The following is a 17,623-nucleotide window of genomic DNA, read 5'->3' as shown; positions in this document are numbered from 1 at the left end:
GACCGCCCTTGGCGGCTGTGCCGCCACCCCCGCCGCCTGTGCCGCCTGCGGCCTGTGCAGCGGGAACTGATCTTTCAACATGCAGCGCCGCCGGTGTGGAAACGCCCGGCGGCGTTTTTGCGCGTTCGTGACCGGAAATGCCGGCCCAAACGGCGGGGCTTTGCATCTTTTTGTGCAAACACACCGAAAAGATGGCCGGGATGACTGGCGCTTGTCTGCGAAATGTGATAAACTAAACGCAGAAGTGCTCTGCGCAGCCCGTGCAGAGCGGCAAAAAAGATGATAAGTGAGGTCGTTTGTAATGAAGATCATTCGTGCAAAAGATTATGCGGATATGTCCCGCAAGGCAGCCAATATCATTTCGGCACAGGTCATTATGAAGCCCAACTGCGTGCTGGGTCTGGCGACTGGCGGCACCCCCGTGGGCGCGTATGCACAGCTGGTGGACTGGTACAACAAGGGCGACATCGATTTTTCTGAGGTGACCACCGTCAATCTGGACGAGTACCGCGGCCTGCCCAAGGAGCACCCGGAAAGCTACTGGAGCTTCATGCACCGCAACCTGTTCGACAAGGTGAACATCGACCCTGCAAAGATCAACCTGCCGGACGGCACCAACCCCGATGCAGAGGATGCCTGCGCAAAGTACAACCAGATCATCCACGCTGTGGGCGGCATCGACCTGCAGCTGCTGGGCATCGGCCACGACGGCCACATCGGCTTCAATGAGCCGGGCGAAGCCTTTGAGCTGGAGACCCACTGTGTGAACCTGACCGCCGAGACCATTGAGGCAAACAAGCGCTTCTTTGACGGCAATGTGGATCTGGTGCCCAAGCAGGCTTATACCATGGGCATCAAGACCATCATGCAGGCACGCAAGGTGCTCATGGTGGCAAACGGCGCAGGCAAGGCCGAGATCGTCAAGAAGGCATTCTTCGGCCCCGTCACTCCGGAGGTGCCCGCAAGCATCCTGCAGATGCATCCGGACTTTACGCTGGTGGGCGACGAGGAAGCTCTGAGCCTGATCTGATCGTTCCACGCTCTGACTGCCGCACGGTGCAATGCTGTGCGGCAGTTTTTTGCTGCCAACGGCTTTACAATCGCGCAAAAAGGCGGTATTCTTTATACGATACTTTTCTCAGGGAGGAAACCATGGATATCCGCCAGCTGCACTACTTTCTGGTATTGTGCGATGAAATGAATTACAGCCGCGCGGCACAGCGGCTGTTTTTGTCACGGCAGGCACTGCGGCAGAGCATCTCTGCGCTGGAAGCCGAGCTGTGCGGGCCGCTGTTCCTCAGCGCCCACCACAAGCTCACCCTTACCGACCGCGGCATGAGCCTGCAGCGCCATGCCGCGCCGGTGGTGGAGCAGTTCCAGCAGATGCAGGCATCCCTGCGGGCCGAGATCCAGTCGGCGCAGCCGGTGCGCATCGGCATCAGTGTGTCGCTGGTGCCGGACTACCTGCCCGGATTGGAGACCCAGCTGGACAAGTTCCGCCAGCAGTATCCCCATGTGGAGATGCGCTTCCGCATGATGGACAACGATGCGGTGGCGGACGATGTGGAGCAGGGGGAGCTGGACGCGGGTCTGGTCATCGATCTGGGCTGTGCTGCGCCGGTACTGGCCCGCACCACCCTGCGGGCAGACCCTGCCTGCCTGCTGGTGCCTCGGGGGCACGCGTTCTGGGATAAGGAGAGCATCCCGCTGGCAGAGCTGCGCGGTCAGCGGGTGCTGCTGCCCAGCTTGCGGCAGGATCTGTTCAGCCCGCTGTGGTCGGCCTGCGCCCGGTTGGGCTTTGCGCCGAATGCGGAGATCGGCCCCAGCTTTTATCAGGCCTATTATCTTGTGCAGGAGCAGCTTTGCACCTGTCTGACCCGCTATGAACCGGGAGCCAGACGGGAACTGGACCGTGTGCGGGATGTGCTGCTGGAAGATCTGCCCCCGCTGTGCGTCTCACTGGTGCAGCGGCGGGATCATTCCTCTGCCTACATCGACCTGCTGCGCAGCTACCTGATGGAGGTGCTGGGCGGTTCGGCCAGCCTGCCGCCCCGCCGCGGACGGCCCGCAAAGCCGTTCTACAATTTCCCGGTGCTGTCCAGCGCTGCGGCAAAGGCTGCACCGGCCCACCCGGTGCCCGGCACCCAGCTGGATTTTGCCGGCGGCACCAACTTCCGGGAGCTGGGCGGTTACGAAGCCGACGAGGGCAAGCATATCAAGTGGGGCCAGATCTGGCGCGGAATCCCTACCTGCAAGCTCACCGGTGAGGCCGACCGCGCGAAGCTGGACGCGCTGGGCCTGCGCCTGATCCTTGATCTGCGCAGCAGCGGGGAAGTGCAGAAAGAACCGGACTACGTACCGGACGGTGCACGTCTGGTGCAGATCTGCGGCCTGTGCGCCGAGGACGGCCACGAGATCTCCTTTGCGCCGGATGATATCGCCGCCCTGATGAAGGGCTATGAAGAAAGCGCCGACGGCAGCACCTTCGTGCAGGCTATGTACGAGCGGATGCTGTTTGGCAACAAGGCGTTCAAGGAGCTGTTCCGTGCGCTGGAAGCAGGCGAGACCCCCATCCTGTTCCACTGTTCGGCCGGCAAGGACCGCACCGGCGTGGCGGCCATGCTCATTCTGCTGGCACTGGGCGCTTCGGATGAGACGATCTGTGCGGACTATGAGCGCACGAATCTCTGCCGCAAGGCTGAGATCGACGCAGTGCTGGCGGAGCACGCCGAAGAGATCGCGGCAAACCCGGCCTGCCGGATGCGCTATTACCGCAAGGCGGGCGTGGACCCGGCAGCCGCACCCTTTGTGCTGCGCACCATCCGCGCAAAATACGGCAGCGCCGAGAACTATCTGGAAGCCGAATACGGCCTGACCCCTGCGCGCCTGATGCGGCTGCGCAGGATGTATCTGGAATAAACGGGAACGGGGACGGCATCCGGTGCGGATACTGTCCCTGTTTTCTGCACAAAATGTTCTGCGGGGCAGGGTTTTCCTCTTGACAAGCGGGCAATTGTTTCGTACTATAAATAGTAGTATGGAATAAAAGACGCTGTGTGCAGGTCGTTCCCGTGACCCGTGTCCCTTACAGGCAGAGCCTGCCTGTTTTTATATAAGATAGAACTGTAGATAGAAAAGCTTGCAGCCTGTTCGTGCGGCATTTGCCGTGCGTGTGGTCTTGTTGCCACTTTTTGCATTGAAAGCTCACTTATAAAAAATGTTTGCAGCCTACACCTGCCCTACAGCGTCTCCTGCTTATGATTCAGAATTTTGAATTTTAACAAAGGAGAGTGAAATGCGATGTCCACGATCATCTGGATCGTGATCTTGATCGTCGCGCTTGCTGCGGGCATCGGTGCAGGCTATTTTATTGGTTACAACAACCGTAAAAAGACCGCCGAAGCCCAGATCGGCAGCGCGGAAGCCGAGGCCACCCGTCTGGTGAACGAAGCGATCAAGACCGCAGAACAGAAACGCAAGGAAGCGGTTCTGGAAGCAAAGGACGAGGCCTTCAAGCTGAAGGCCGAGGTGGATGCCCAGAAGGCAGAAGCCGATAAGGAGATCAAGCAGCGCCGTGCGGAGATCAGCCGTCAGGAGAACCGCATCGACCAGAAGGAAACCGCCCTCGACCGCAAGACCGAGGTACTGGAAAAGAAGGAAGAGGAGCTGAAAAAGCGCGCCGCTGAGGCCGAGGAGCGTCTGGCCGAGATCGAGGCCCTGCGCGCCAAGGAGATGGAGCGTCTGGAAACGCTGGCCGGTCTGAGTCAGGAGGACGCCCGCGAGGTGCTGCTGCACAAGGTGGACGAGGAGCTGACCCACGAAAAGGCCGTGCGCGTTGCCGCCTACGAGACCGACCTGAAGGAAAACTGCGACAACATCGCACGCAACCTGATCGGTCAGGCCGTCAGCCGCTGCGCTGCCGACCACTGCAGCGAGACCACCGTCAGCGTGGTGCCGCTGCCCAGTGATGAAATGAAGGGCCGCATCATCGGCCGCGAAGGCCGCAACATCCGCGCTCTGGAGACCGCGACCGGCGTGGACCTGATCATCGACGATACCCCGGAGGCCATCACCCTGTCCTCCTTCGACCAGACCCGCCGCGAGGTGGCCCGCATGACGCTGGAACGCCTGATCGGTGATGGCCGCATCCACCCCGCCCGCATCGAGGAGACGGTGGAAAAGTGCCGCCACGAGCTGGAGCTGCAGATGAAGCGCGAGGGCGAGCGCGCCGTGATGGAGCTGGGCATCCATGGCCTGCACCCGGACCTGATCAAGCTGATCGGCCGGTTGAAGTACCGCACCAGCTTTGGCCAGAACGCCCTGACCCACAGCATGGAGGTGGCATGGGTGGCCGGTCTGCTGGCAGGCGAGATGGGTGTGAATGTGACCATGGCACGCCGTGCCGGTCTGCTGCATGATATCGGCAAGGCACTGGATCATGAGATCGAGGGCAGCCATGTGCAGATCGGTGTGGATATCTGCCGCAAGTATAAGGAAAACACCCAGATCATCCATGCCATTGAGGCTCACCACGGCGACGTGGAACCCAAGACCCCGCTGGCCTTCATCATTCAGGCTGCCGACGCCATCAGCGCTGCACGCCCGGGTGCCCGCCGCGAGAACGTGGAAAGCTACGTCAAGCGTCTGGAAAATCTGGAGGAAATCTCTTCCAGCTTTGAGGGTGTGGAGCAGGCCTTTGCCGTGCAGGCAGGCCGCGAAGTGCGCATCATGGTCAAGCCCGATGTCATCAGCGACGATCAGGTGATCCTGCTGGCACGCTCCATTGCCAAGAAGATCGAGGACACGCTGGATTACCCCGGCCAGATCAAGGTCAATGTGATCCGCGAGAGCCGCGCTGTGGAGTACGCAAAATAAAGTTTTGCCCAAAAAGCTGCCGTGCAGATGCACAGCAGCTTTTTTCTGCTTGTAATCCGGCGGCAAAAAAGGTATCATGGAGAAAAACAGACCGAAAGGGGAGAACCACTATATGAAACATGCAAGAAAATGGCTGGCTTGCCTGCTGGCGGGTGTACTGGCGCTGGCGGTGCTGGCCGGATGCAGTGCACTGATGGGCGGCACGGTGCAGAAGGATACAGAACAGGCCAAGGCCCTGATGAAAGAGGTAGACCCCAGCCTGACCTATAATACCGATCTGGAAGATGCAGCCAGCCGTCTGGCAGACTGGCTGGTGGAGGACTCCACCCAGCTGACCACCCAGTCCGGCCTGCTGACACGCAAGGTGCCCATGACCACCGGCTCCGGTGCCATGCTGGACACGAATGTGTACGATTTTATCGATCATTCCACCAGCTTTCTGTTCCTGCCCAGAGGCGTGGTGATCGGCCTTGCAATGAACAACGAATGGGGCTTTACCGGCTACTTATATGCTCCGCCGCTGAGCGAGGCGGGCAGCGCACTGCGCAGCTATGCGGCAGGCTGCACACGGATGGGCGCGGTGTTCATTGAATACGGCGGCGAGACTTACGTAGTGGCTATGTTTGCCTAAAAACCGAAAAAACGGTGTTCCCCTGCTGAGAACGGTGCGTTTTCAGCAGGGATTTTTTGTGTCTGGTATGTGCACAAAAAACAGGCTGAAAGTACGACTTATGCACAAAAAATGAAAATACGCAGGTGAAATTTCTTCATCTGTTTCCCCGAAAAACACAAAAAACTCATGTTTTCGTGAAACTGTATTTTGAGCAACTACAGTATATCTTCAAAACTGCACAAAAACAAAAACAAAATTTTTGCTGACCATTGGTCAAAGCACAGAAAAACAGCCGGAAGCCTTTCCTTTTCAGGTGGAACAGCGTATAATGCGGATATCGCACAAAGGTGTGCAGTGCTCCAGAGGAGGAGCAAAAAACCTTTGTGCATTTTTCACCATTCAATGCTTTACTTCAATAAAGCATTGAGGTAAGAGAGAGGGAAAAAATATGAAATTCGATCGTCGTATTTCTCGCCGCAGCTTCCTGGCTGCTGCAGGCGTATCGGCTGCTGCACTGGCTCTGACTGCCTGCGGCGGCTCTTCCAGCACCGCTGCTTCCGGCTCCACCGCTGCTTCTGGTGCAGCCGCCTCTGCTGAGGGCGGTGTGCTGAACGTCATGCTGGAGACCGAAGTCCAGTCTCTGGACCCCCAGCTGGCTACCGACGGCACCTCCTTTGAGGTCATCGCCAACTACACCGACGGCCTGATGCAGATGGATGCGAACGGTGCAGCCGTGGAGGCTCTGGCAGAGAGCTATGAGCTGAGCGAGGACGGCAAGACCTACACCTTCCACCTGAAGGATGCAAAGTGGTCCAACGGCGATGCCGTTACCGCAGCAGACTTCGTGTTTGGCTGGCAGCGTGCTGTTGACCCCGCAAACGCATCCGAGTACGCCTACATGCTGAGCGATATCGGTCAGGTGGTCAACGCCGCCGACATCATTGCAGGCAACAAGCCCGTCACCGATCTGGGCATCACCGCAGTGGACGACAAGACCCTGAAGGTGGAGCTGAACGTTCCGGTCAGCTACTTCCTGAGCCTGATGTACTTCCCCACCTTCTACCCCATGAACCAGAAGTTCTTTGAGAGCTGCGGCGATACTTACGGCACCAGCGCAGACACCGTGCTGTCCAACGGTGCATTCGTGCTGACCAGCTATGAGCCGGCCGCCACCGCTTTTGAGCTGGTGAAGAACGCCGACTACTACGATGCTGACCGCATTGCTCTGGACGGCCTGAACTATCAGGTCATCAAGGACAGCCAGCAGGCTCTGATGAGCTATCAGAACGGCGATCTGGATATCACTCTGCTGAACGGCGAGCAGGTGGAGCAGGTCAAGGACGACCCCGAGTTCACCAGCGTGGGTGCCGGCTACCTGTGGTACATCAGCCCCAACATGGACGCTGTGCCGGAGCTGGCAAACCTGAACCTGCGCCGTGCCATCACCTTTGCACTGGATCGTGATTCCATCACCAATGACGTGCTGAAGGACGGCTCTTCTCCCGCCTACACCGCAGTGCCCGCACAGTTCGCCACCGGCCCGGATGGCAGCGATTTCAGCGCCGACCAGACCAAGTTTGCAGAGTTCTGCGCATACGATCCCGACAAGGCTGCAGAGTACTACGAGCAGGCCAAGGCTGAGCTGGGCAAGGATTCCTTCTCCTTCACCATGGTCGTCGATGCCGACGATGCTCCCCAGAAGGTCGCTCAGGTCGTTCAGGAGCAGCTGCAGACCACTCTGCCCGGCTTTACTCTGGAGCTGAAGGTAGAGCCCAAGAAGCAGCGCGTGCAGGATATGCAGGACGGCAACTTTGAGATCGGCCTGACCCGCTGGGGCCCCGACTACGCCGATCCCATGACCTATCTGGGCATGTGGGTCACCGGCAACTCCAACAACTACGGTCTGTGGAGCGATGCTGACTACGATGCCGTCATTGCAGAGTGCACCACCGGCGATCTGTGCACCGATCCCGAGGGTCGCTGGGAAGCCATGTATGACGCTGAGTCCATCGTGCTGGAGCAGGCCGCCATCTTCCCGCTGTATGGTCAGTGCAACGCCGAGATGATCTCTTCTGCCGTGACCGGCGTGGACTTCCACCCGGTTGCTCTGAACCGCGTCTTCAAGGACGCAAAGAAGAGCGTCTGATCCTGATCGAGAACTGAAATGCCGCACAGTGGCAGCGTGATTGCCGCTGTGCGACTTTTTGGCTTTTGCACTGTCCGCGTCCGGCGCACGGATGACCGCGGCAGAAAAAGCCGCCCTGTCTTGAGCAGGGAGAAGAAGAAACTTTAAGGGGGTCTACCCAACGTGAAAAAATACACGCTCAAGCGTATCATCACTTCGTTGTTTACGCTGCTGGCCATCCTGCTGGTGTTGTTCATCCTCATGCAGCTGATGCCCGGTTCGCCCTTCAACGATGAAAAGCTGACGCCGGAAATGCGCGCATCCCTGTACGCAAAGTACGGTCTGGATCAGCCGATCTATGTGCAGTTCTTCCGCTATGTGACCAACATGCTGCGCGGTGACTTCGGCGTAAGCTACAATATCTCCAAGAACACGCCCATCTCCCAGCTGATCCAGTCCCGTCTGCCCATTTCCATCCGTGTGGGCGGCATGGCTGTCACACTGGGTGCCATCGTGGGCCTTGTGCTCGGCATCATTGCAGCCCTCAAGCGGGACACCATCTTCGACACTCTGGCCACCATCATCTCGGTCATCGGCGTGTCGGTGCCGTCTTACGTGATCGCACTGGCCCTGAGCTATACCTTTGGCTTCAAGCTCAAGTGGTTCCCCATGCTGTTCTCCGCAAAGGACGTGTTCGGCTCCAGTGTGCTGCCCAGCATCTCGCTGTCCATGTTCACCATGGCTTCCATTGCCCGCTTTACCCGCAGTGAAATGATCGAGGTTCTGGACTCCGATTATATGCTGCTGGCCGAGAGCAAGGGCATTTCCGGCCCGGCGCTGATCTTCCGCCACGCGCTGCGCAACGCGCTGATCCCCATTATCACCGTGCTGGCCCCGCTGATCGTGGACCTGATGACCGGCTCGCTGGTGGTGGAGAAGATCTTCGCCATTCCCGGCGTGGGCAGCCTGCTGGTGACGGCCATCCAGTCCAACGACTACAATGTGGTCATCAGCCTGAGCTTCATCTACAGTGCCATGTACATTGGCATCATGCTGGTCGTTGACCTGCTGTACGGCATCATCGACCCGCGCATCCGCTTGGCAAAGGGGGACGACTGATATGGCAGAAAAAGCGATTCACCTGGGCGGCGAAGCCACGGCTGATGCCATCGTCAGCGCAGTGGATACCATGTATTCCGAGCATACCTTCAACGAGAAGGACTTTGTGCTCAAGCATAACGACGCAGAGATCGCAATGGACTCGAACTTTGCCGCACAGAGCTTCTGGAAGGATGTGCGGGTGCGCTTCTTCCGCAAAAAGAGCGCGGTGCTCGGCCTGATCCTCGTTGTCTTTATCGTGCTGCTGGCGGCATTTGGCCCCGGCATGAACGAGTATACCTACTCCGGTCAGGAGCTGAGCCAGAAAAACTTTGCGCCCCGCGTGCAGATGCTGGAAAACTTCGGAATCTTCAACGGTGACGAGAAAATGAGCACCACCACCGGTTCCAAGACAGTGAATGCCTATGTGGAAAAGGGCAAGGAGGATGTCTACTACTGGTTCGGCAGCGACACCTATGGCCGCGATATCTGGACCCGTACCTGGGAGGGTGCCCGCGTGTCCCTGATCATCGCGGTTGCCGCCGCCATCATCGATATGGTCATCGGCATGAGCTACGGCCTGATCTCCGGCTACTTTGGCGGCAAGGTGGATATGATGATGCAGCGTTTCCTGGAAGTTGCCAACGGCATCCCCCGTCTGGTGATCGTCACGCTGCTTCTGCTGGTGCTCAAACCCGGCATGATCACCATTATCTTTGCCCTGATGCTCACCGAGTGGGTGGGCATGAGCCGCATTGCCCGCGCTGAGATGCTCAAGCTGAAGGATCAGGAGTTCGTGCTGGCCTCCCGCACGCTGGGCGCAGGCAGCTTCTTCATCATCTTCAAGGAAGTGCTGCCCAACATCATCGGACCCATCATTACGCAGGTCATGTTCAGCATCCCCACCGCAATTTTCACCGAGGCATTCCTGTCCTTTGTGGGTCTGGGCATCCCGGTGCCGCAGTGCTCGCTGGGTTCTCTGATCAGCGAGCTGTACAACAGCTTTACCACCCATCCTTATCAGATCATCCCGCCGATGGTGGTCATGAGTCTGCTGATGATGAGCTTCAACCTCGTGGCCGACGGCCTGCGCGAGGCTCTGGACCCCAAGATGAAGAGTATGTAAGGAGGAACACCCCATGCCTGAAAAGAAAAAAGAACAGGTCTTGTCGGTGCGAGACCTTGATATCACCTTTAAGACCACCGCAGGCCCGGTGCACGCCATCCGCGGCGTGAACATCGACCTGTACAAGGGCGAAACGGTGGCGCTGGTGGGCGAATCCGGCTCCGGCAAGTCCGTTACCATGAAGGCCGCCATGGGCATTCTGGCACAGAACGCCATTGTGAACAGCGGTTCCATCCAGTTCAGCTACCATCACGCCGACGGCAGCCCCGAGACGGTGGATCTGCTGCAGAAGGACAAAAAGTGGATCCGCCGCCACATCAACGGCAAGCGCATCGCCATGGTGTTTCAGGACCCCATGACCAGCCTTGACCCCACCATGCCCATCGGCAAGCAGATCATGGAGGGCATGCTGTGGCACTACAAGATGCCCAAGGATGCCGCCTACAAAAAGGCTGTGCAGCTGCTGGAAGAGGTGGGCATCACCGATGCCGAAAAGCGCATGAAGAGCTACCCGCACCAGCTGTCTGGCGGTATGCGCCAGCGCGTGGTCATTGCCATTGCACTGGCCTGCGACCCCGACCTGCTGATCTGTGACGAGCCCACCACGGCACTGGATGTGACCATTCAGGCCAAAATTCTGGAGCTGATCCGCAGCATCCAGCGTGAGCGCGGCATCTCGGTCATTTACATCACCCACGATCTGGGCGTTGTGGCAAAGGTGGCCGATTATGTGGACGTGATGTACGCAGGCAAGATCGTGGAGACCGGCACCATCGACGAGATCTTCTACGAGCCGCGCCACCCCTACACATGGGGCCTGCTTTCCGCCATGCCCGATCTGGACACCGCAGACGACCGTCTGTACACCATTCCGGGTTCGCCGCCGAACCTGCTGCATGAGAAGCAGGGCGATGCCTTTGCGCCGCGCAACCATTATGCCCTGAACATCGACGACGAAGTTGACCCGCCCATGTTCAAGATCAGCGACACCCACTATGCAGCTACATGGCTGCTGGACCCCCGCGCACCCAAGGTGGACATGCCGCCTGAGCTTGCTCAGCGCATTGCCCGCATGCGTGCCGAGGCAGAAAAGATCAAGGAGGCGGAATAAATGGCAGGACAGAATGCTGCTCCGCTGCTGAAGGTCGAGGGCCTGAAGCAGTATTTCCGCGTGAGCAAGAGCTATACCGTCAAGGCTGTGGACAATGTCAGCTTTGAGATCTATCCCGGCGAGACCTATGGTCTGGTGGGCGAGTCCGGTTCCGGCAAGTCCACCATCGGCCGCAGCGTCATCCGCCTGTATGACCCCACTGCCGGCAAGATCACCTTTGATGGGCAGGATATCAGTGGCAAGCTGAACCACAGCCAGAACAACACCCTGCGCACCCAGATGCAGATGATCTTTCAGGACCCCATGGCGTCCCTGAACCCCCGCAAAAAGGTGGAGGATATCATCGGTGAGGGTCTGGACATCCACCACATGTACAAGACACGCGAAGAGCGCCGCGAAAAGGTGGAGAAAATTCTGGCCAAGGTGGGCCTTGCGCCCGAACATGCCGAGCGCTATCCCCACCAGTTCTCTGGCGGCCAGCGCCAGCGCGTGGGCATTGCCCGCGCCCTCATTATGAACCCCAAGCTCATCATCGCAGATGAGTGCATCTCGGCGCTGGACGTGTCCATTCAGGCGCAGGTGGTCAACCTGATGAAGGATATCCAGCAGGAGACCGGCACGGCCTACCTGTTCATTGCGCATGACCTTTCCATGGTCAAGTACATCTCGGACCGCATCGGCGTGCTGCATCTGGGCCACCTGCTGGAGACGGGTACGACCGAAGAGATCTTCGAGAATCCCATCCACCCCTACACCCGCAGCCTGCTGTCGGCCATCCCGCTGCCGAACCCCGTTGTGGAGAAGCGCCGCGTGGCTGAGACCTACGACTACGCCACTTCCGGCATCGATTACAACAAGGGCACCGATCACCATGTGAGCGGCAGCCACTATGTCAAGTGCACCGACGAAGAGTTTGCAAAATGGTGTAAATGATAGTAAACAAAGAAGGAGCGTTCCCGCGTGGAAACGCTCCTTCTTTGTTTTATTATAATGACGCAGAAAGGAATGGAATGCAGGAGATTCAGCAGTTATCGTAGCGGGCAAGGTTGCAGTTGCGGCGTTCGATAAAGTAGTACAGGGCTTTGCTCCGGCTGAAAAAGGCAAAGCGCATTTTATTGTAGAAGGACAAAATAGAACGGCTCTTTTGGTAGGCATGACGGATGAGCTGATCCGATTCAGGGTCTAAGGCAGAACGATAGAGGATCGGGTAATCATTCAGGGCCATATCCACAAAATAGGCATCGTTTTCCAGCATGTCGGGGTACAGCTTTTCAAGAAACAGATAACGCTCTGTGACCATCGCAAGCCTGTCCTGAAAGAACTTTATACAGTCTGTATGGAGAGTGCTGCCATCGCGCTGATAATAGTAATACAGGGGTTCGTCCGAGTACGCGATCTGCCCTGCGTCGAACAGGATCTTGTGTGCAATGCCAAGATCTTCCATAACACGACCGACCGGAAACCGGATGGTGTCAAACAGTTCCCGTTTGCATAATTTATTCCATGCATAACATGCGTAGGTATCCTCCGTAAAAAGCTCCCGGATGGCATCAGCACCTTGAAAGAGCGTAACGTTTCGGGAAGAAGGCGGAGCAGGGACCTCCGGCGCGTCAGCATAGACGAGTTTCCAATGGACGGCAGAAATATCGGTGTGGTACTCATGGAGCAGATCATAAAGGGTCTCGATGAAATTTTCTGCAATGTAATCATCGCTGTCAACAAAGGAGATGTACGCACCGGATGCCGCATCCAGTCCCACATTCCGGGCATCGGATTGGCCGCCGTTTTTCTTATGGATGACCCTGATGCGTGCGTCCCGCTGTGCCCATGCATCACAGAGTGCAGGGCAGTTATCGGGAGAACCATCATCGACCAGAATCACCTCAAGGTTCGGATATGTCTGGGCCAGAATGCTGGCGACACACCGGTCCAGATAGGGTTCTACTTTATATACCGGAACAATGACGGACACGAGTTCGTTATTTGTATTCTGCATGATATCCTCCTCCAAGCTGGTTTAATCATATCATGGGAGCAGGGATTCCGCAATGAGAACTTTATAAGTTTTGGGTTCAAGTCCTGGCTGGCCCTCAGAACGGCATCCGACACCTTTTGACATTCCTATGCGCTGGGACCCGCAGGCTAAGTAAAGCCCCACCGGGGCTTTACTTGCGTCGCTTCGCGTCGCCGCCTTGTTCAAGTCCTGACTGGCAACAAAAAAGAGCACCCCGATGGGTGCTCTTTTTTGTTATGGGCCAGCCAGGACTTGAACCCGGGACCAAGCGGTTATGAGAACGTCGCTAATTTTGAAATCCCGTTTTTCTTGTGAAATTTTATGGCTATTTGATAATTCCATAAAAGTGACTTTGTGTACTTTGACGTAACTTTTGGTATCTTTTTGTCTCTAAAACGGCTCTTTGTAGGTGAAACGGTAGGTGAAAATTTTCACCTACGAAACTCGACACTTACTGTTACCATTTTGGCTTTACATGGCTCACTTTCTAAAATTGAAGGTGAGCTTTTTCTTTTACAGAAATCGGGAAGGAGGTTTTCTACTCCTCTGCTGCGGACCCCCTCTATCTGTCCGCAGCAGAACAACAAAATGCAAAAAGCCCAGAGCGATACCGCTCCAGGCTCCTTTGTCTGTATGTACATATCATATGTATAATGTCCGGGGCGGATATTGTCAAGGGAAGTGAACGGGTTTCATCTCTAGGTGCCCACCGATTCATCTTGTTTGGTGTTTTGCATCCACCGCACCAGCGCTTCGGCGTCCTGTTTGCCTTTGGCGTACATTTTTTCAAGGCAGGCGCGGTTCTTGGTCAGGGTGGACATTCCCTCGGTGCTGTCCGGGGCGATGATGCAGACAAGGCCCTGTCGCTCCAGCTCCCGCGCCCGCTGGACAGCCGTGTTGTACCGCCATGCCCGGCGGCGCAGCCCCTCGGCTGCAGCGGGGTAATGCGACTGCAGCAGGTGTGCCAGATGCTTGTCCCGGGCATCACTACTCACCAGCCCGATGGGCTTGGTCAGGATGAGAGCCACCCGGTCGCAGCCGTGGGCAAAGGCCCATTCCAGCGGGACGGGGTCGGCCAGGCCGCCATCAAAATAAGGCACGCCGTCGATGACGCAGGGCTGGTCGATGACCGGGATGCAGCAGGACGCCATGAGGACGCGGTAGTCGTCCGGGTGGAGGTCTGCCTTGGTGAAATACTGCGCCTCGCCGTTCTGTGCATTAGCGGCCACCACGCAGAGCTCTGCCGGGCTGCGGGCAAGCGCCGCGTAATCCAGCGGATTCTCGCCGCCTGCATTGCTGAGGGTGCCGTAGACATAGCCCAGATCGAGATAGGAGTGCTTGCGGATGAGGTTGTGCACGCTCATGTACTCCCTGCGGAAGGAGTATTCATCGTAAAAGGGCTTGTTCCGCCCATGCTGGCCTGCCAGATAGGACGTCATATTGGCGCTGCCCGCCGAAACGCCGATGCAGAGATCGAAGCGGAGGTCCTCCTCCAGGCAGCGGTCCAGCACGCCAGCGCCGTAAATGCCCCGCAGGCCGCCACCCACATCGATGACACCGTATTTCATGGTCTGTTCCTCCATCGTTTAATTCCATTTCTCTCCCAGTATAACGGGACGGCGGGAAATACTCATTGAGCAAACGGCGGGATCTGATGCAATTTGCGGCAGAAAGCAGGATCTGCCGCAATGGGGGGCAAACAAAAACGGCCAGCGTATCATGTGCTCTGTGATATGTACCCCTAATCGAAAAAATCCATCCGCATATGTTCCGGCACGCCTTCGTCAGCATTCTGTTGTCTAATCCCAATATCGGTGTGGCAACGGTGGCCGCAGAAGCCGGACGCGCTCAGCCCAGCACGACCCTTGCAATCTACACGCAGGTCTACGACAGACGACGTGATGAGATTCGGAAACAGATGAGCAAAGAATTGTACAAGTAAAGCGCCTATTCATGCAAAAAGAAAAGCACGAGAGCAAAATCTCGTGCTTTTTTGGTGGGCCAGCCAGGACTTGAACCCGGGACCAAGCGGTTATGAGCCGCCAGCTCTGACCAACTGAGCTACTAGCCCGCATATTCTGCGCTGCGGCACTTACAAGTATACCAAAAACAGCGCAAAATGAAAAGCATTTACACAAAACTTTATTTGGTACGGTGGGCATCCAGCTTCTGCTGCATAAAACGATCAAGCATTTCCTGCGGGAACAGCGGCTCCTTGTAGCCAAAGGCTTCGCGGATGAAGATCAGGGTCACTACGGTCTGACGACCGGGGTCCAGCCGGAGGGTATACAGGGTGTCCAGCGGCTGCTGGGTGGGCTGGTGCAGGGTGAGATGCAGCAGAAAGCCGCCGTCCTTTTCCCGGCGGCACTCGTACACGAACTCGTCGGCATCCCTGTGCTCGTCCAGCCGGTCGAAGCACTCGTCCAGCGGCAGGTCGGTGCGGAACTCCGAAAGGCCGGCGGGGCCGTACTGGCTGCGGCGGGTATTCTCGCGCCGGGACAAAAGAAAAACGATCACGCCAAGTACGGCGGCAAACAGGATAATGGAAACTGCGGCGTTCATGAAGATCCTCCTGAAGAGTTTTTCTTATTGTAACACAACCCGCATACTTTTGTGCTATAATATTTTTAATTCTTTGAAAATTTTGTCAGGAGCCTGCGCACTGCTGCAGGCGGGAGGAACACAATGAAGCTCAAATTTACACGCAAGACCTGGTACTTTTTCCTGCTGGCGGCAGCGGCAATGTCCATGCTGGGCGGCTTTGCCGTGCTGGGCGGCATGGATTTTTCGGGGCTGGAACTGATCGTGTTCTGCATCACCGGCATTGCAGTGCTGTTTTTGGCCGCACAGAAGGGTGCGCCCGCCAAGGATAAGCGCAGCTACACGCTGGTGTTCGTGCTGCTGATGCTCAGCAAGCTGGCTGCAGGCGGCTGGGCGGGCGACCTGTGCTCGGCACTGGTGTGGCCGGGCCTGCTTGCCATCGAGTACGGCCACGGCAGACCCATCCAGCGCCCGCTGCAGCTGGTGTGCATCTCGGAAGCGCTGCGCCTTTTGTTCTGGCTGCTGACGAAGTATGCGGGCATGAGCGCCCTTGCCTTCTGGACGAACATCATGTTCGTGCTGCTGGCCTGCGCCCGTGGCTGGGCAGCGCTTGTGCTGTATAAGACCCAGGAGGAGACCCTGTGACCCAGCGGCGCAAGTCCAAAAAAACGGAAGCGGAACCGCGCCGTGTGAACCGGCGCACCTTTCTGGCGGGGGCCGGTGCTGCTGCCTGTGTGGGTGCGGGGCTGTGGCTGCGCAGAAAAAAGTTTTCCAAACGGGACAAAACAAAAGCAGAAAAACAGTCTGTTGAGAACCCTGCCCTGCCTGCAGGCGAGTGGCGGGCCGTATGGGTGAGCTATCTGGAATGGGCAGCAATGGATTTTTCCTCGGCGGATGCCTTCCGCGCCGGGTGCGTGCAAATGCTGGAAAACTGCGCGGGCCTTGGGCTGAACACGGTGCTTGCGCAGGTGCGGCCCTTCGGAGATGCACTTTACAAAAGCCAGCTGTTCCCGTGGAGCCACCTGTGCACCGGCGTGCAGGGGCAGGACCCCGGTTTTGACCCGCTGGACATCCTTTTGCAGGAGGCCCACGGGCGCGGCCTTTCGGTGGAAGCGTGGCTGAATCCCTACCGGCTGCGGTCCTCTGCAGCCATGCCGCCGAATCTGGCAGAGAACAACCTTGCCAACGCCCACCCGGAATGGGTGTGTGCAGTGGGCGACGGGCTGTATCTGAACCCGGCCGAGCCTGCAGCGGCGGACTATGTGGTGCAGGGCGTGGCCGAGCTTTTGCAGAACTACGCGGTGGACGGCATCCACTTTGACGATTATTTTTACCCTACGACCGAAGAAAGCATCGATGCGGCGCAGTTTGCGGCCAGCGGTGCGGCAGACCTTGCAGCATGGCGGCGGCAGAACGTGACCGCTCTGGTCAAGAAGGTGCACGACACGGTGAAGACTGCAGACCCGACGCTGCGCTTTGGCATCAGTCCGCAGGGGAATCCCGACAACGACCTCAACAGCCAGTACAGCGATGTGACGGCGTGGCTGGCTGCGGGCGGGGAAGAACAGGTGGTGGATTATCTCTGCCCGCAGATCTACTGGGGCTATGGCTACACGCTGCAGAGCGGCAGCACCCGATTTGCCTTTGAGAACATCGTGCCCGCGTGGCTGGCGTACCCGCGCGCAGAGGGCGTGGCCCTGTACTTCGGGCTGGGTGCGTACCGCGTGGGCGCAGGTGACGGCGGCGCGAACCCGGACAGCGTGAGCGGCTGGAGCACCGGCGATGTGCTGGCCCGGCAGGTGCAGGACCTGCGCAGCCAGAACGCGGGCGGCTGGGCGCTGTACCGGTACGGCAGTCTGTTTGGTGCAGGTGCACCGGAGCAGGCCGCTGCCGAGTGTGCTGCCCTGCGGGCGGTCACTGGCAAAGAAACGTAAAATCAGGCGGCAAACCGCACAAAAAGAAAAGCCCCGGCGGGGCTTTTCTTGCAGTACGGCACAGGACAAATGTCTTGTACAGCGCCGGAAAATGCGGTATACTATATCTGTATCTGCTCTGTACAAGAACAGGGCGGAGGGATGAAAAACAAAGAGAAGCGCATTGCTTCGTGAGGAAACGTATGA

At 57.8% G+C, this 17,623-nt stretch carries 14 protein-coding genes and 1 tRNA gene; 11 read left to right on the top strand and 4 right to left on the bottom strand.

Translation table 11 applies throughout. The features are described from left to right. Positions 1–301 precede the first annotated feature (301 nt). From nagB to QZL71_RS09835, 9 genes are all read left to right on the top strand, one after another. On the top strand, positions 302–1,030 hold the full coding sequence (gene nagB / locus QZL71_RS09875; RefSeq protein WP_005936840.1) for a glucosamine-6-phosphate deaminase: 729 nt from the start codon (positions 302–304) through the stop codon (positions 1,028–1,030). Positions 1,031–1,152: 122 nt separating this feature from the next. Next, positions 1,153–2,919: a tyrosine-protein phosphatase gene (locus tag QZL71_RS09870; RefSeq protein WP_154256397.1), complete on the top strand. Its 1,767-nt coding sequence runs from the start codon at positions 1,153–1,155 to the stop codon at positions 2,917–2,919. Between the two features lie 381 nt (positions 2,920–3,300). Further along, positions 3,301–4,875: a ribonuclease Y gene (gene rny / locus QZL71_RS09865; RefSeq protein ID WP_097774149.1), complete on the top strand. Its 1,575-nt coding sequence runs from the start codon at positions 3,301–3,303 to the stop codon at positions 4,873–4,875. Positions 4,876–4,987: 112 nt separating this feature from the next. After that, positions 4,988–5,506: a hypothetical protein gene (locus tag QZL71_RS09860; protein WP_294648612.1), complete on the top strand. Its 519-nt coding sequence runs from the start codon at positions 4,988–4,990 to the stop codon at positions 5,504–5,506. A gap of 430 nt (positions 5,507–5,936) precedes the next feature. After that, positions 5,937–7,634: a peptide ABC transporter substrate-binding protein gene (locus QZL71_RS09855; protein WP_294648611.1), complete on the top strand. Its 1,698-nt coding sequence runs from the start codon at positions 5,937–5,939 to the stop codon at positions 7,632–7,634. Positions 7,635–7,796: 162 nt separating this feature from the next. Beyond that, positions 7,797–8,732: an ABC transporter permease gene (locus tag QZL71_RS09850; protein ID WP_005936865.1), complete on the top strand. Its 936-nt coding sequence runs from the start codon at positions 7,797–7,799 to the stop codon at positions 8,730–8,732. A gap of 1 nt (position 8,733) precedes the next feature. After that, the gene (locus tag QZL71_RS09845) at positions 8,734–9,837 is read left to right on the top strand and encodes an ABC transporter permease (protein ID WP_294648610.1); all 1,104 of its coding nucleotides are present in this window, start codon (positions 8,734–8,736) and stop codon (positions 9,835–9,837) included. 13 nt (positions 9,838–9,850) lie between these two features. After that, the gene (locus QZL71_RS09840) at positions 9,851–10,948 is read left to right on the top strand and encodes an ABC transporter ATP-binding protein (protein ID WP_154256391.1); all 1,098 of its coding nucleotides are present in this window, start codon (positions 9,851–9,853) and stop codon (positions 10,946–10,948) included. Then, positions 10,949–11,881: an ABC transporter ATP-binding protein gene (locus tag QZL71_RS09835; protein WP_118528414.1), complete on the top strand. Its 933-nt coding sequence runs from the start codon at positions 10,949–10,951 to the stop codon at positions 11,879–11,881. It abuts the gene before it with no gap. Positions 11,882–11,969: 88 nt separating this feature from the next. On the opposite strand, the gene QZL71_RS09830 is transcribed toward QZL71_RS09835, so the two are convergent. The 4 genes from QZL71_RS09830 to QZL71_RS09815 form a co-directional block, all read right to left on the bottom strand. After that, positions 11,970–12,944, bottom strand: a complete 975-nt coding sequence (locus QZL71_RS09830) for a glycosyltransferase family 2 protein (RefSeq protein ID WP_294648609.1) — start codon at positions 12,942–12,944, stop codon at positions 11,970–11,972. A 716-nt stretch (positions 12,945–13,660) separates the two neighbouring features. Next, complete coding sequence (locus QZL71_RS09825; RefSeq protein ID WP_242960011.1) at positions 13,661–14,530, bottom strand: patatin family protein; 870 nt, start codon at positions 14,528–14,530, stop codon at positions 13,661–13,663. 426 nt (positions 14,531–14,956) lie between these two features. Then, positions 14,957–15,033, bottom strand: a tRNA-Ile gene (locus tag QZL71_RS09820). A 71-nt stretch (positions 15,034–15,104) separates the two neighbouring features. Continuing rightward, on the bottom strand, positions 15,105–15,524 hold the full coding sequence (locus QZL71_RS09815; RefSeq protein WP_294648608.1) for a hypothetical protein: 420 nt from the start codon (positions 15,522–15,524) through the stop codon (positions 15,105–15,107). A 123-nt stretch (positions 15,525–15,647) separates the two neighbouring features. Here QZL71_RS09815 and QZL71_RS09810 point away from each other — a divergent pair, with 123 nt between their 5' ends. After that, a complete protein-coding gene (locus tag QZL71_RS09810) occupies positions 15,648–16,148 on the top strand; it encodes a hypothetical protein (protein WP_005938897.1) in 501 nt (166 codons plus the stop codon). Beyond that, on the top strand, positions 16,145–17,437 hold the full coding sequence (locus tag QZL71_RS09805) for a glycoside hydrolase family 10 protein (RefSeq protein ID WP_294648607.1): 1,293 nt from the start codon (positions 16,145–16,147) through the stop codon (positions 17,435–17,437). The genes QZL71_RS09810 and QZL71_RS09805 overlap by 4 nt, the downstream gene beginning before the upstream one ends. Positions 17,438–17,623 lie beyond the last annotated feature (186 nt).

It is taken from the genome of uncultured Faecalibacterium sp., assembly GCF_900066275.1.
GTDB classification, from domain to species: Bacteria; Bacillota; Clostridia; order Oscillospirales; family Ruminococcaceae; genus Faecalibacterium; species Faecalibacterium taiwanense.
Note: the sequence above shows the minus strand (reverse complement) of the source record. Positions and strands in the feature narration are given on the sequence as shown.

Excerpts from the sequence above, each read along its gene's own strand:
- nagB (WP_005936840.1), top strand. The coding sequence starts at position 302 with ATGAAGATCATTCGTGCAAAAGATTATGCGGATATGTCCCGCAAGGCA.
- QZL71_RS09870 (WP_154256397.1), top strand. The coding sequence starts at position 1,153 with ATGGATATCCGCCAGCTGCACTACTTTCTGGTATTGTGCGATGAAATG.
- rny (WP_097774149.1), top strand. The coding sequence starts at position 3,301 with ATGTCCACGATCATCTGGATCGTGATCTTGATCGTCGCGCTTGCTGCG.
- QZL71_RS09860 (WP_294648612.1), top strand. The coding sequence starts at position 4,988 with ATGAAACATGCAAGAAAATGGCTGGCTTGCCTGCTGGCGGGTGTACTG.
- QZL71_RS09855 (WP_294648611.1), top strand. The coding sequence starts at position 5,937 with ATGAAATTCGATCGTCGTATTTCTCGCCGCAGCTTCCTGGCTGCTGCA.
- QZL71_RS09845 (WP_294648610.1), top strand. The coding sequence starts at position 8,734 with ATGGCAGAAAAAGCGATTCACCTGGGCGGCGAAGCCACGGCTGATGCC.
- QZL71_RS09840 (WP_154256391.1), top strand. The coding sequence starts at position 9,851 with ATGCCTGAAAAGAAAAAAGAACAGGTCTTGTCGGTGCGAGACCTTGAT.
- QZL71_RS09835 (WP_118528414.1), top strand. The coding sequence starts at position 10,949 with ATGGCAGGACAGAATGCTGCTCCGCTGCTGAAGGTCGAGGGCCTGAAG.
- QZL71_RS09830 (WP_294648609.1), bottom strand. The coding sequence starts at position 12,944 with ATGCAGAATACAAATAACGAACTCGTGTCCGTCATTGTTCCGGTATAT.
- QZL71_RS09825 (WP_242960011.1), bottom strand. The coding sequence starts at position 14,530 with ATGAAATACGGTGTCATCGATGTGGGTGGCGGCCTGCGGGGCATTTAC.
- QZL71_RS09815 (WP_294648608.1), bottom strand. The coding sequence starts at position 15,524 with ATGAACGCCGCAGTTTCCATTATCCTGTTTGCCGCCGTACTTGGCGTG.
- QZL71_RS09810 (WP_005938897.1), top strand. The coding sequence starts at position 15,648 with ATGAAGCTCAAATTTACACGCAAGACCTGGTACTTTTTCCTGCTGGCG.